Origin of the sequence: Caballeronia sp. LjRoot29, from assembly GCF_964252755.1 — a bacterium.
Lineage (GTDB): Bacteria > Pseudomonadota > Gammaproteobacteria > Burkholderiales > Burkholderiaceae > Caballeronia.
Map to the genome: position 1 here is coordinate 35,633 of NZ_CAXUPU020000026.1, position 13,460 is coordinate 49,092.

Consider the following 13,460-nt stretch of genomic DNA (forward strand, 5'->3'; position numbering starts at 1 on the left):
CGCAAGGCCGCCGTTATAATCGACGGCCATTCAGAAGACTTTTTGCAGGTTATTCATACGATGGCAAAACCACGCAGCACGTCGAAGCAGTCGAAGCAAACCGGGGGCACTTTCCTCGGTATCGTGCTGGGCTTGATTGTCGGCCTTGCAATTGCAGTGATCGTGGCGCTGTACATCACGCGCGCACCCACGCCGTTTGTCGCGAAGGTCGCGCCGGCGCCAACGGACACGAACTCCGCGCCCGCCACCACGGGACAGCCGTACGACCCGAACCGGCCGCTGCAGGGCAAGACGCCTGGCCAGGCGGTGCCGCAAGCCGCGCAGCCCGCGCCGCCGAACACCGCGCCTGGACAGACGAACAACCAGACGCAGTCGTCGGGCGTGCAGGACGAGCCGGAGATACTGGAAGTGCCGCCATCGGCTGCGAACGGTACGGCGGTTGCGCCGAAGCCGGCGACCGTGCCGCCGGTTGCGAACGCGCCGAGCGGTTCATCGAGCGCAACACCTGCGAAGAAGCCGGCTGATGCGCAAGCGTCATCGACGGCCAAGGTCACGCCACCCGCACCCGGCGATGCAAACACGGGCTATTTCCTGCAGGTTGGCGCGTACAAGACCCAGGCCGATGCCGAACAGCAGCGCGCACGGCTAGGCTTCCAGGGTTTTGAGTCGAAGGTCACGCAACGCGATGCAGGCAACGTCACGTATTTCCGCGTGCGGATTGGGCCGTTCACGAAGTTCGAAGACATGAACAACGTGCGCCAGCGGCTATCGGACGCAGGCGTGGACACCGCGGTCATCCGCTTCTCGAAGCAGTGAACGCGTAGTAGACCCCGCAACCCGCGCGGCCGTTTGTATCAGGCTGGCGCGGGTTGATAGCATGAAGGCCGTCAACGCCGGTGAGCAGAGCAGCCACCAGCGGCCCGGCACAGCCGGTTTAAGCCTCCTTTAAGCGTCGTGTGTTCCCCTTTCGCGTCTCCACGCCCTTTCTCGGTCATTATGAAAAAATTCTTCAGCGCCCTCGCTCTCTCCCTCGGCCTCGCGGCCGGCACCCTGAGCGCCATGAACGTGGCGCACGCATCGCCGGCAGCGCCTGTTGCAGGCACCGACTACACGGTGCTGCAAACTGCTCAACCGGTGAACGCGCAGGGCAAGATCGAAGTGATCGAGTTCATGTGGTACGGCTGCCCCCACTGCAACGAATTCGACCCGTATCTGGAAGCGTGGATCAAGAAGCAAGGTCCTGATGTCGTGTTCAAGCGTGTGCCGGTTGCTTTCCGCGATGACTTCATCCCGCACTCGAAGATGTATCACGCACTCGATGCACTCGGCCTCGCCGACAAGCTCACGCCTGCCGTGTTCAACGAAATCCACGTGAAGAAGAACTATCTGCTGACGCCGGAAGCGCAGGCTACGTTCCTCGCGACGCAAGGTGTCGATAAGAAGAAGTACATGGACGCGTACAACTCCTTCTCGACGCAAAGCGATCTTCAGCGCGACACCAAGCTGATGCAGGACTACAAGATCGACGGCGTGCCGACGCTCGCCATCCAGGGCAAGTACGAGACGGGTCCGGCCACGACGAACAGCCTGCCGGGCACGATCCAGGTCCTCGATTTCCTGATCGCCCAGATTCGCGCGAAGAAGATGTAAAGGCGTGAGCGCCGCTATGAAGGACACGCCGGGCAATGGCAGGGATGCCGAGCCAGCCCGGCTGAGAGTTTTCATCACCGGCGCATCCAGCGGCATTGGCCTCGCGCTCGCCGAGGAATATCTCCGGCGCGGTGCGGTGCTTGGCCTCGTTGCCCGTCGTGGCGACACCCTCGCGGTATTCGCCGCGCGCTTCCCCTCCCATTCCATCTCGATCTATCCCGCCGACGTCCGCGATGCCGCCGCGCTTGACCACGCCGCAGCGCAGTTCTGTGCGCAGCATGGCGGCGCCGATGTCGTGATCGCCAATGCCGGCGTCAGCCGTGGTGTGTTGACCGGTCATGGAGACCTCGATACCTTTCGCGACGTGATGGATATCAACTACTTCGGGATGATCGCCACGTTTGAGCCGTTCGTCGCGCGCATGGTCGAAGAACGACGCGGAACGCTGGTGGGCATTGCGAGCGTGGCGGGCATTCGCGGATTACCGGGTTCGGGCGCGTATAGCGCGTCGAAATCGGCGGCATTGAAGTATCTCGAATCGCTGCGGATCGAGATGCGGCCGAAGGGGGTATCGGTGGTGACCATTGCGCCGGGTTACATCCGCACCGCGATGACCGAGCACAATCCGTATCCGATGCCCTTCCTCATGGACGCCGATGTATTCGCCGCCAAGAGCGCCGATGCTATCGAGGCGAAGAAAAGGTTTGCGACGTTTCCCTGGCAGATGCGCGTCGCCGGCGCGATCCTGCATGTGCTGCCGCGATGGCTATACGACCGCTTGATGGAGAAGGCCCCGAGGAAACCGCGCGCGGGAGAATGATCGTTTCCATAAAAACAAAGCCCGACGCAGACACGCGCCGGGCTTTGTTACTTTTGCTCACCGCCCGCAGAATGCCCAGGCGATGGAAGCGAACTTAAAACGCTATGTACGGTGCATTCCCGTTGGTGTTAAAGCCGAAATAAACATATCGGCCGAAGAAGAATGGCAGGCCGAAGTCGAACAGCGTCGGGATTGAGCCAATACTCCCGGCCAGTCCATTAAGCGCGTAGTTCGTGCCGCTTGCAGCCAGCGTCTGGGCGTTCTGGACCGTGAAATTCACCGTGCCCGTCGTGTTGTTCAACCCGGAAACGGTCGCCGAAAGCGGCGTCGGATTGGCCGGGCAATAGAAGTCCGTGAACGTGGATGTGCAGGTCGGCAACGTACTGTCGGTGAAGAAGAGGCCGTTCGAACCCGAATCGATAATGGTCGTAACCGCCGTCCCCTTATAGTTGCCCATCAGGTTGCCAAAAGCCGTCGACTGATACGACGTCGCGCCCGTCAACGTATTGTTGCTCTGCGTCCCAATGCCGAATACCAGCGTGCCCGTGGCCGACGCCGCCGACGTCGTCACCGGCGGCAATTGCACGATCACACCGTTGTTGTTCACCGCGAACTTCGTCACCGGATTCACCACTTGCTGCGCCATCCCGACGGCAACGGCCGAACAGTTGGTCCCGCTCGGGCAGGAGTAGTAATTACTGGTCGCGGCGTTCGTGCAGTCCGAACCGCAATCGGTCGCCGCAACGCCTACGCCAAGAATCCCGTTCGCGCCCAGTTGCCGCGACGTGCTCTCGTTGCTGCCGTTGACACAGCCATTGAGCGGCACGGTGGAATCAGGCAAATCGCCCACGATCTGGATTGGAATCCCGCTCGCCGTTTCGCCGCCAATCTTTACATCGGCGGTACGCACGGTGCCCCATGTGAAGCCATCGGCGAATTGCGTGCATTCGGCCAGCTGTCCGCCGCTCGTCGACGCGTTCACCGGCAGGCTGCCCATGATCTGCGTTGCCGCGTCGCTTGCCAGACGCAGGCCGTACGAGCCGGTATCGAGCTGGATATTGTCGATGGTCTGGCACGTGCTCGTGCCGGGCGCGCACACAGTGACCGAGACGTTCGGGATATTGACGAAGTTATGTGCACCCGGACCCACGGTGATAGGCACCGTGTTCGACGCCGTGGAGGCGGTCGGCTGCGTGTTGGGGCCGTTACTGCTACCGCCTCCACCGCTTACGGAACTGTTGCCTGAATCGCCGCCCCCGCCGCCGCAGGCCGCGAGTAACACGGACACGCTCAGCACGGCGAGCCAGCGGATCAGGCCCGAACGCAAGGTCGGATTGGACGAGGAAATCGTCGGACGCATAGTGAAAGTCTCAGTCCGTTATTGGATGTCGCTGGGGCTGACGCCCGCGGGCAAGGATTGCGGCAGATAGGCGTGTCCGGCGAATGCGCCCATATGGCCGCCCGAGCGGACCACGAGCGCGCTGCCTGCGACGCTGACCGGTCCGCGGCCGCCGCCGTTGGCACGCTGATTCTGGATGCCTTGCACGTATTGAGGGAAATAGGTGCCGAGCAAGGTCGGCAAATCGGGAATTCTGGGGCCTTGCCACGCAAGCCCAAACACCACGCCATCGGTATTCACGTACTCATTTACCACCGTGCCGACGGCGAGCGTCGTGGTACGCACGGTATAAGAACTGGCCGTTGCTCCGGCCGATGAAGCAACCGCTGAAACCGCCGCATGCGACACGGCATTGTTGACCGTGGAGTTCGCGGGCGGCGTCATCGGCGCGCCGCCAAGCACGGCGTATGCCGGCGATACAACTAACAAGCTCAATGTCAGGCTGGCGAGCGCGGTTACGCGTCGCGAGCTGAATGAAATGATCGAAGTGTTCACTTCGCTACCCCCGTTTCGATTATCTCAATATGCGCTATTTTGCCTTCTGCAACGCTTGCGCCACAAAATTCAAAAAGAAAGCGCTGTCAGTATGCCAGCCGATTGAGTCGGAACCGGGAAAACGACGCTTCGTACAAACCTGTACGTTCAAGCGTCGATAGAAGACTGTCGGGGAATGTAACCGCAGGATACGTCGACGCGAGCAAGTGCCAGCACCTGCGCGCGTCGAGCCGTTCTTACTGTTCGTACTATCAGAAACCGAGACTGGCGAGCAGATCGTCGACTTGTGTCTGGTCCTGGACTACGTCGGTGCGGCCTTCCGGATTGATCTGCGGACCGTTCAGCAAGGTGTCCGACGAACCCACCGCACTCGTTGCTGCCACCAGCGCCGCCGCTTGTGCCGCAAATTGTTCACGCCGCTCGGGCGCAATGTTCTCCAGCAGCACGCTGAGCAATTGCTGCTCTATCACGTACACCACGTCGGTAATCTTCTTGATCACCTGACCGGTCAGGTCCTGGAAATCCTGCGCGAGCATGATTTCGAGTAATTGCGTATTCGTCGCGACCGTGTGCACCGGCACTTGCTGCAAAAAGCCCCGGGTATCGGCCAGCAAGGTCTTTACGTCCGCTTTCTCGAGCGGCGAGTCATACCACTGCTCCCAGCGGGCATCGAGCGCTTGTGAGTCGCGCTGCATGGTTTCCTGCAGCGGCTTCGCCAACTCGATGGCGTTCAGCGCGCGCTCGGCGGCCTGTTCCGTCATCGTCGCGACATATTTCAGGCGGTCGCGCGCATCCGGGACCATCTCGGCGGCGGCTTCCACTTGTTTGTCGAGGCCGAGTTCGCGCATCGAATCGCGCAGCGTCCGCGTCAACTGACCAATGCGTGCCAGGATGCGGTCGCTCGATGCATCGGCGTCTTGCTCGACGTCGATCAGCGTCTCGTTTGTCATTTCGTTCACGATCAGCTCCCTGCCTTAGCCATCTTTTCGAGAATCTTCGAAAGCTTCTCGTCGAGGGTCGCAGCCGTGAACGGCTTGACCACGTATCCGCTCGCGCCAGCCTGCGCCGCGGCAATGATGTTTTCCTTCTTCGATTCGGCCGTCACCATCAATACGGGCAGATGGGCAAGCGCAGCGTCGCCGCGAATTTGCTTCAGCATTTCGAGGCCATCGAGGTTCGGCATGTTCCAGTCGGAAATGACGAAATCGAAACCACCGCCGCGCAGACGTGCCAGTCCGGCCGCGCCGTCTTCGGCTTCATCGACGTTGGAGAAACCCAGTTCCTTCAGCAGGTTTCGCACAATGCGCCGCATCGTCGGAAAATCGTCGACGACCAAAATCTTCATGTTCTTGTCCACCATCACTGCTCCTTGTGTTCCTGTGTTTTCTGCAAGCGGCGCATTGCGCCACGTTTCTATCCGAATTCGTTCGGTGAGCGTGTGAGCGTTAAACGCGCTGCGTGCGTTCGCCCATTGAATTGAGCCGCGCCATCACGCGCCGGGTCATTTCCGCCAGCGGCGCGATCTCGCTGACGCCGCCCGTTGCGATCGCCTCACGCGGCATGCCGAACACCACGCAACTCGCTTCGTCCTGCGCAAAGGTGTACGCGCCCGCTTGCTGCATCTCCAGCATGCCCTGCGCGCCGTCGCGGCCCATGCCGGTCAGGATCACGCCGAGCGCATTCTTGCCGGCGTTCTGCGCGGCGGACCTGAACAAGACATCGACCGATGGACGATGGCGATTGACCGGCGGGGCATCGGAGAGATGCGCGACGTAGTTTGCACCGCTGCGCACGAGCACCAGATGAGCATCACCCGGGGCGATATACGCATGCCCCGGCAACACACGCTCGCCGTGCTCAGCTTCCTTCACGGCGATCCGGCACAAGCCGTTCAGGCGCTGCGCAAACGACTTCGTGAAGCCCGGCGGCATGTGCTGCGCGATCATCACGCCGGGCGCGTCGGGCGGCAGCGGTACCAGAAGTTCGCGGATTGCTTCAGTGCCGCCCGTCGATGCCCCGACGATGATCAGCTTCTCCGTACTCACCAGCGGATTGTTCAGGTTCGGCGTCGGCTTCGACGCTGCTGCTGCCGCACCTCCAGCGCCCGGCGCCGCGTGCACGATGTGAGGCGTCTGCCGTACCCGTGCGCGCGCGGCTGCGCGAATCTTATCGGCGAGCTTTTCGGAGTATTCGAGCATGCCGTCGCGAATGCCCACGCGCGGTTTCGTCACGAAATCCACCGCGCCGAGTTCCAGCGCGCGCAGCGTGATTTCCGAGCCGCGTTCCGTCAGCGACGACACCATCACGACCGGCATCGGCCGAAGCCGCATCAGCTTCTCCAGGAAATCGAGGCCGTCCATGCGCGGCATTTCGACATCGAGCGTCAAGACATCCGGGTTGTGCTGCTTGATCAACTCACGCGCCACCAGTGGATCAGGTGCGGTTGCGCACACGTGCATGTCAGGTTGCGAGTTGATGATCTCGGTCATCAGGCTGCGCACCAGCGCCGAGTCATCGACGCACAGCACACTAATTTTCGGTTCCGTGCTCCGGGCCGTTGTCATGCTTCCTCCACCGTCTTCGTGCGGACGGTTCGCTGCAGGCCGGCTGCGGCACCGAATAATTCGATGCGGGGTTTATCGGGCGTTATGGCTTTTGGCCGGCTGAACAACTCGACACGCGCACGCGCCTTTGCAAGCCGTTCGCTGCGCGCTTCGGGTGTTTGCCGCGCGAGCGCTTTCTCGCGTTCGACCACGCTTGGATCTTGCTGCGTGATCAGTTTCTTGACCATCGCCTGGCCGGTGCGCGGCATGAACGCGACCTTGCGCGGATACATGCCCTGCAGATCCTCGGCGACGATGCGAATCTTTTCCAGCGCGAGGTAACGACGAACGAATTCCGAATTGCGATCGCCGATATTGATCGTCGTCATGCCCGCCAGCACCGCACCGCCGCCGAACACTTTCGCCTCAAAACGTTCGCGCCGGCCGCCGCGCTTGATCATCTCGTTGATCAGCACTTCCATGGCATACGCGCCGTATCGCATGGAGTCCGAACTGGATTGCGACGCGTCGGAACCATCGTCGGGAAGCATGAAATGATTCATCCCGCCAATGCCCGCCGAGCGATCGTGAATGCAGGCGGCCACGCATGAACCGAGCACCGTGACGAGCACCATGTCTTCGCTCGTCATGTAGAACTCGTTCGGCAACAGCTTCACGCCCGGGAGCTTGAAATGGTTGTCGAAGTACAGGTTCGATGCGATCGGCAAGCCGCTCATGCGAGCTCCCCGGCGAGCGTCTTGCCCGCTTTCTTCGCCGCTGCGGCGGCAGCCGTTGCTGCTGCCGCGTCACGCGTCAATCCATAGACGGTCTGGCCGCGCAGCTTGAACGCCTGCGTCACGTACGTGAAGTTCTCGGAATGCCCGGCGAACAACAACCCCCCGCTTTTCATCAGCGGCTCGAAGCGCGTGAGCACTTGCGCTTGCGTGGGTTTATCGAAGTAGATCATGACGTTGCGGCAGAAGATCGCATCGAACTGGCCAGGCAGCGCGTACTTCGCGTCCGTCAGGTTCAGTTGCTCGAACTTCACCAGCGCACGCACTTCCGGGCGGATCTTCACCATGCCGGCATGCGCGCCCGTGCCCTTCAGGAAGAAACGCTTCAGGCGTTCGGCCCCAAGCGTCTTCACGGAATCGAGCGTGTAGACGCCGGCGTCGGCCTTTTGCAAAACCTGGCTGTCGATGTCCGTTGCAATCACCGTGCAATGGCGCGCGGCGCCGTCGCCGAGTGTTTCCATCAACGTCATGGCGATGGAATACGGCTCCTCTCCCGTCGATGCCGCCGAGCACCACACCGAGAACGGCTGCGGACGGTTTTTCGCGAACGTGGCAAGGATCGGGAAATGATGCGATTCGCGGAAGAACGCGGTCAGGTTCGTCGTCAGTGCGTTGGTAAAGGCTTCCCATTCGTCGCTATCAGGCTGGGCTTCGAGACGCTCGAGATACACGCGAAACGAATCGATATTGCAGGCGCGCAGACGTCGCGCGAGACGGCTATAGGCCATGTCGCGTTTATGTTCGGACAGCGAAATCCCCGCGCGCTGATGAATCAGCGCACGAATGCGGCCGAAATCGGCGTTGGTGAATTCGAAGTCCCGTTCCACTTCCGAACCGTTTCGGGTCCGGTCGCGGGGGGTATCGACGCTCGGGCGCGTTGCCATCATCTAGCCTTTGTTCTGCTGGAACGTGCATCGGCTGCATCTCGACCGTATTTCCATACGGTCGTTGCAACGCGTTTTTTAAACAACCACACCGCTCGGCGCGCTTTAGTGAAAGTCTCAACAAGGAGCACGATGAAATGAGCCAGCATGGTTGTCTGTTCGTGCCTTAAAAAGTTTCCCAGTCACCGGACGCGGCAACTGCGAGCTTCGTGGCGGGTGCTTTCGCAACCGGTGCTGCCGCGGCTGCCGGAACTGAAGCGTTGGCTGAAGCGGCCGGAGCCGGTGATGCAATAAGCTTATTAACGGCGCGATTAGCCGCGACGTTAGGCCGCGCGGCAACTTTAATCGCCGGGCTGGCGTGCGCCCGCGTGACGACCTTCGGTTCGAGCCGCGCGCGCGGGTCGCCGGACGATGCGTCGCCGCTGACTTGCCAGTGGCTGACCACGTCCTTCAGCTTGCGTGTCTGCTCTTCAAGCGACGCCGCTGCGGCCGCCGCTTGTTCGACCAGCGCAGCGTTCTGCTGCGTGACTTCGTCCATCTGTCCGACGGCGCGGCTGACCTGTTCAATGCCTTGCGATTGCTCGTCCGACGCGGCGCTGATCTCGCCCATGATGTCGGTGACGCGGCGCACGGCCTGCACGATTTCGTCCATCGTCTCCCCGGCGCGCGCGACCAGCACGGAGCCGCTTTCGACCTTCGCGGTGGAGTCGCCGATCAGCGACTTGATCTCTTTCGCCGCCGCCGCGCTGCGTTGCGCGAGACTGCGCACTTCGCCTGCAACCACCGCAAAGCCGCGCCCTTCTTCTCCCGCCCGGGCCGCTTCCACGGCCGCGTTCAGCGCGAGGATATTGGTCTGGAACGCAATGCCCTCAATCACGCCGATGATGTCGACGACCTTGCTAGAACTCGATGATATCGCGCTCATGGTGTCCACGACCTGCTCCACCACCTGACCACCGCGCGATGCGATATCCGACGCGTTGACGGCCAGTTGCGAAGCCTGGCGCGCGTTCTCGGCGTTCTGCTTCACGGTGCTCGTGAGCTGCTCCATGCTCGACGCCGTTTCCTGCAGCGACGCTGCCTGCTCTTCCGTGCGCTGCGAGAGATCCGTGTTGCCGCTCGCAATTTCGCGCGCCCCGACATCGATGGATTCCGCGCCGTGATGCACCGATCCGACCATCGTGGTCAGGTTCGTGCGCATCCGCTCAATGCCCGCAAACAAGCGGCCGATCTCGTTGGTCTTGTCGGTATGCGCCGACTTGGTCAGGTCGCCTTGAGCGATGCGCTCGAAGTGATCGACTGCGTCGTTGATCGGTTGCACGATCATGCCGCCGAGCGCAACCCGTGTGGCGGCCAGCGTGAGCACAGCCAGCACCATCACGCCGACAATTACCTCGATCAATAGCGTGATGCTTGCCGCCGCGTCCGCGCTCAACTGCACGGCGTGCTTCTGCGTCAGGTCGACCGTGGCAGCCGTGGCGGCGTCGAAGGCGATGAACATCGGGCTGATCTTCGTGTCGGCAATGGCGTGATACGCGGCCATGTCGCCAGCGCGCATTGCCGCGAACTCGGGCTCCACGCCGTCGTGCATCAGCGTGTCGTGTTTCGCCACGATGTCATCGAGCGTGGCTTGCGGCAGCGTCGGCTTCGGCGTCGATACGAACAGCTTCCAGCTCTCGTTCGATTTATCGAGCAGGAACTGCCCGCGATCGAGCGCCTTCTTCGCTTCGTCAGCGTTGTTCGCTTCCGTCAGCCCCCGCACGCGGTCGAGCGCCACGCGTGAGCGCAGCAGGTTCGACGACGCGTCGTTGAGTGCGCGCATGGACACCATGTCGCTGTCAGCGAGCGAGGAGAGCGAATTGCCCGCCGAGCGCAAGCCGTTCAGCGACAGTGCGCTGACCACGGCCGCGAAACCGACGAACAGCAAGCCCACGAGCGTCAGCGTGGTACGAATCGACCAGTTCTTAAGCATGTCTTCTTCCCGACCAGCGTGTTGGTAGCCAACTATGTGAAGACTCAGGCGGGCACGGCGACGGAGTCGATCAACTCCATCTCCTTGCTCGTCATCAACTTTTCGATATCCATCAGGATCAGCATCCGGCCATCGACAGTGCCGAGGCCCGTCAGATATTCGGTAGTGAGCGTGGCGCCGAATTCCGGTGCCGGCATGACCTGATCGGCTTGCAGCGTCAGCACGTCGGACACGCCGTCCACCACCATGCCGACCACGCGATGCGCGACGTTCAGGATGATCACGACCGTCTGGTTGTCATACTCGACGCGACCGAGATTGAACTTGATGCGCATATCGACGATAGGAACAATAATGCCGCGCAAGTTGATCACGCCCTTGATGAACGCCGGTGCATTGGCGATGCGCGTGACGTTGTCATAGCCGCGAATTTCCTGCACCTTCAGGATGTCGATGCCGTACTCTTCCGCGCCCAGCGTGAAGACGAGGAATTCCTGTCCTGCCGCTTCAGCCTGGCTGACACGTTGAACGTCACGGCGTTGTACCGCCGAAGTAATCGATTGGATGTCTGCTGCCACGTTAGCCTCCGAAAATTGGTTGGGAGTTCCGACTATTTATTAGTGAGTCAGCGCGCCATGCGCCGAGCGGTTTTCACGATTCAGCGCCGCTACATCGACGATCAGTGCGACGCGGCCGTCGCCCAGGATGGTCGCGGCGGAAATGCCGTGCACCTTGCGGTAATTCGTTTCCAGGTTCTTCACCACCACTTGCTGCTGGCCGACCAGTTCATCGATCAGCATGGCAAAGCGGCGACCTTCCGACTGGATGATCGTGATGATTCCCTGCGTGGGTTCCGTGCGCGCATCGACCACTTCGAAGACCTGATGCAGCGCGACCAGCGGCAGGTATTCGCCGCGCACGCGCACGACACGCTCGCCGCCGGCGACGGTGTAGATATCGTCGGCAACGGGTTGCAGCGACTCCATCACGAAGTTCAGCGGCAGGATGAAAATCTCGCTGCCGACCTTCACCGACATGCCGTCGAGAATCGCCAGCGTCAGCGGCAACACGATCTTCGTGGTCGTGCCGCGGCCTTCGCGCGACTGGATCTCGACATGGCCGCCCATCGCCTGGATATTGCGTTTCACCACGTCCATGCCGACGCCGCGGCCGGAGATATCCGTGACCTGCTCGGCGGTGGAAAAGCCCGGCATGAAGATCAGTTGCCAGACTTCATCGTCGGACATTTGCTCGCTGACCTGCATGCCTTGCTTCATCGCTTTTGCGAGGATCTTGTCGCGACGCAGGCCCGCGCCGTCATCGCTGACTTCAATCACGATGTTGCCGCCGTGATGCGCCGCCGACAGCACCAGTTGTCCGGCCGTCGCTTTACCGGCTGCACGCCGCGCTTCCACCGTTTCAATGCCATGATCGAGCGAGTTGCGCACGAGGTGCGTCAACGGATCGATGATGCGTTCAATCAAGCTCTTGTCCAGCTCGGTCGCCTGGCCGAACGTGACGAGTTCGACTTCCTTGCCGAGCTTTCCAGCGAGGTCGCGCACAAGACGCGGGAAACGGCTGAAGACGTAATCCATCGGCATCATGCGGATGGACATCACCGCTTCCTGCAGGTCGCGCGCATTGCGTTCGAGCTGCGCCATGCCGTTGAACAGGCGGTCGTGCAACGCGGGGTCGAAAGTGCTCGTGGTTTCGGCAAGCATGGCCTGCGTAATCACCAGTTCGCCAACGAGGTTGATCAATTGATCGACCTTCTCCACACCCACGCGGATCGAGCTGCCTTCCGCGGCAGCGGGCGCGGCGGCTTTCGTTTTCTTGTCGCCTTCCGGCGCCTTCGGTGCGTCTTGAACTTCGCTCACCGCAGGGCTTGCGGTTGTCTTGTTGCGGGACTCGGTGACAGCCGCGGCCGCCACCGGTTCCGTCTTCTCAGGTGCGGGTGCTTCAGTTGCCACCTCGTTCAGCTTTTCTTGCTCCGCAGCGGCTTGCGACGCGCCACCGGATGTCGCATCCGCTGCGTTGCCGCGGCCGACCGCGATCTGCGCTTCATCGATCACGAAACAGCACACGGCGACGATATCGTCGGCGGATACATCGGAGTCGAGCCACAGCGTCAAGTCACTGCCCGACTTCAATTCACCGACAACACTACCCAGGTTTCCAAGCTCTTCAGTCAGCAGAGCCTGGTCCTTCTCCCCTACCCCCCGCAACGTAATTTTCATGTGAGGCCCGTCCTGGCTTGCGTCTGACGTTCCATCGACAGCCGGAAATTCCGCCCACTCGCCCTCTTCCTCGACCACATCATTCGCCTGCTCGACAACATGCGGCGGCGGCTCGTTCGGCCCGAGCGCCATCGCGACTTGCGCGAGATCCTGAGCGATAGCGGCAGCTTCGCTGAACGACGGCTCCGGCTGCGCCGCTTCAGCAGCGCCTGCGCCGTCGGCCGGATCGTTGTCCCGCAAGAATTCGAGCTTCGCGCAGATCGCCCTCGCGGCCGCTGCGTCCGGCTCGGCACTGGCACGATATGCGTTGAGCTGATCCGACAGCACGTCCTTGGTTTCAAGGAACGTATCGATCATGTCGCTGCGCAGGACCAGTTCGTTATTGCGCGCCCGATCGAGCAGCGATTCGAGGATGTGCGTGGTCTCGGTCAGCGCCGAGAAACCAAACGTGGCCGCGCCGCCCTTGATCGAATGTGCTGCGCGAAAGATCGCGCCGAGATCCTCGGGATCGGGGTTCGCCAGATCCAGCGCGAGCAGCAACCCCTCCATATCCGCCAGCAGCTCGTCGGCTTCGTCGAAGAATGTTTGATAGAACTGCGTAATGTCGAGTGTCATGCCTGGGTCACCACCGGATGCCTTGTCTGTCGTCGCTATGCGCGTCGTAGA

At 61.6% G+C, this 13,460-nt stretch carries 13 protein-coding genes; 3 read left to right on the forward strand and 10 right to left on the reverse strand.

The window, feature by feature from the left end; translation table 11 throughout:
• Positions 1-60: 60 nt before the first annotated feature.
• The 3 genes from ACSQ83_RS24580 to ACSQ83_RS24590 all read left to right on the forward strand — a co-directional run bounded on the left by ACSQ83_RS24580 (position 61) and on the right by ACSQ83_RS24590 (position 2,470).
• Positions 61-816, forward strand: a complete 756-nt coding sequence (locus tag ACSQ83_RS24580; RefSeq protein ID WP_436229922.1) for an SPOR domain-containing protein — start codon at positions 61-63, stop codon at positions 814-816.
• A 180-nt stretch (positions 817-996) separates the two neighbouring features.
• Entirely contained in the window at positions 997-1,650 is a 654-nt protein-coding gene (locus ACSQ83_RS24585) for a thiol:disulfide interchange protein DsbA/DsbL (protein ID WP_436229923.1), read from the forward strand.
• A gap of 16 nt (positions 1,651-1,666) precedes the next feature.
• Positions 1,667-2,470 (forward strand): SDR family oxidoreductase, encoded by an 804-nt coding sequence (locus ACSQ83_RS24590; RefSeq protein ID WP_436229967.1) that lies wholly within the window; start codon positions 1,667-1,669, stop codon positions 2,468-2,470.
• Positions 2,471-2,564: 94 nt separating this feature from the next.
• Here ACSQ83_RS24590 and ACSQ83_RS24595 read toward each other — a convergent pair whose 3' ends face one another.
• The 10 genes from ACSQ83_RS24595 to cheA all read right to left on the reverse strand — a co-directional run bounded on the left by ACSQ83_RS24595 (position 2,565) and on the right by cheA (position 13,409).
• Positions 2,565-3,830 carry a DUF3443 domain-containing protein gene (locus tag ACSQ83_RS24595; RefSeq protein ID WP_436229924.1) on the reverse strand — a complete coding sequence of 422 codons (1,266 nt, stop codon included), beginning with the start codon at positions 3,828-3,830 and terminating at the stop codon, positions 2,565-2,567.
• Positions 3,831-3,848: 18 nt separating this feature from the next.
• A complete protein-coding gene (locus ACSQ83_RS24600; protein WP_414952374.1) occupies positions 3,849-4,364 on the reverse strand; it encodes a DUF2844 domain-containing protein in 516 nt (171 codons plus the stop codon).
• A gap of 251 nt (positions 4,365-4,615) precedes the next feature.
• Positions 4,616-5,314 (reverse strand): protein phosphatase CheZ, encoded by a 699-nt coding sequence (gene cheZ, locus ACSQ83_RS24605; protein ID WP_436229968.1) that lies wholly within the window; start codon positions 5,312-5,314, stop codon positions 4,616-4,618.
• A gap of 11 nt (positions 5,315-5,325) precedes the next feature.
• On the reverse strand, positions 5,326-5,721 hold the full coding sequence (gene cheY / locus ACSQ83_RS24610) for a chemotaxis response regulator CheY (protein WP_299710577.1): 396 nt from the start codon (positions 5,719-5,721) through the stop codon (positions 5,326-5,328).
• Positions 5,722-5,809: 88 nt separating this feature from the next.
• On the reverse strand, positions 5,810-6,928 hold the full coding sequence (locus ACSQ83_RS24615; protein ID WP_414967113.1) for a protein-glutamate methylesterase/protein-glutamine glutaminase: 1,119 nt from the start codon (positions 6,926-6,928) through the stop codon (positions 5,810-5,812).
• On the reverse strand, positions 6,925-7,644 hold the full coding sequence (cheD, locus tag ACSQ83_RS24620) for a chemoreceptor glutamine deamidase CheD (RefSeq protein WP_414952372.1): 720 nt from the start codon (positions 7,642-7,644) through the stop codon (positions 6,925-6,927). The genes ACSQ83_RS24615 and cheD overlap by 4 nt, the downstream gene beginning before the upstream one ends.
• Entirely contained in the window at positions 7,641-8,588 is a 948-nt protein-coding gene (locus tag ACSQ83_RS24625) for a CheR family methyltransferase (RefSeq protein WP_436229925.1), read from the reverse strand. Before ACSQ83_RS24625 ends, cheD begins: the two co-directional genes overlap by 4 nt.
• A gap of 163 nt (positions 8,589-8,751) precedes the next feature.
• Complete coding sequence (locus tag ACSQ83_RS24630) at positions 8,752-10,557, reverse strand: methyl-accepting chemotaxis protein (protein ID WP_436229926.1); 1,806 nt, start codon at positions 10,555-10,557, stop codon at positions 8,752-8,754.
• Positions 10,558-10,601: 44 nt separating this feature from the next.
• Entirely contained in the window at positions 10,602-11,135 is a 534-nt protein-coding gene (gene cheW, locus ACSQ83_RS24635) for a chemotaxis protein CheW (protein WP_031357095.1), read from the reverse strand.
• 39 nt (positions 11,136-11,174) lie between these two features.
• Positions 11,175-13,409 carry a chemotaxis protein CheA gene (gene cheA / locus ACSQ83_RS24640; RefSeq protein ID WP_436229927.1) on the reverse strand — a complete coding sequence of 745 codons (2,235 nt, stop codon included), beginning with the start codon at positions 13,407-13,409 and terminating at the stop codon, positions 11,175-11,177.
• Between the last annotated feature and the right edge of the window lie 51 nt (positions 13,410-13,460).

Coding starts and splice junctions, on each gene's coding strand:
- ACSQ83_RS24615 (WP_414967113.1), bottom strand. CDS start 6,928: ATGACAACGGCCCGGAGCACGGAACCGAAAATTAGTGTGCTGTGCGTC.
- ACSQ83_RS24630 (WP_436229926.1), bottom strand. CDS start 10,557: ATGCTTAAGAACTGGTCGATTCGTACCACGCTGACGCTCGTGGGCTTG.
- ACSQ83_RS24590 (WP_436229967.1), top strand. CDS start 1,667: ATGAAGGACACGCCGGGCAATGGCAGGGATGCCGAGCCAGCCCGGCTG.
- cheA (WP_436229927.1), bottom strand. CDS start 13,409: ATGACACTCGACATTACGCAGTTCTATCAAACATTCTTCGACGAAGCC.
- ACSQ83_RS24580 (WP_436229922.1), top strand. CDS start 61: ATGGCAAAACCACGCAGCACGTCGAAGCAGTCGAAGCAAACCGGGGGC.
- cheD (WP_414952372.1), bottom strand. CDS start 7,644: ATGAGCGGCTTGCCGATCGCATCGAACCTGTACTTCGACAACCATTTC.
- ACSQ83_RS24585 (WP_436229923.1), top strand. CDS start 997: ATGAAAAAATTCTTCAGCGCCCTCGCTCTCTCCCTCGGCCTCGCGGCC.
- ACSQ83_RS24595 (WP_436229924.1), bottom strand. CDS start 3,830: ATGCGTCCGACGATTTCCTCGTCCAATCCGACCTTGCGTTCGGGCCTG.
- cheZ (WP_436229968.1), bottom strand. CDS start 5,314: ATGACAAACGAGACGCTGATCGACGTCGAGCAAGACGCCGATGCATCG.
- ACSQ83_RS24625 (WP_436229925.1), bottom strand. CDS start 8,588: ATGATGGCAACGCGCCCGAGCGTCGATACCCCCCGCGACCGGACCCGA.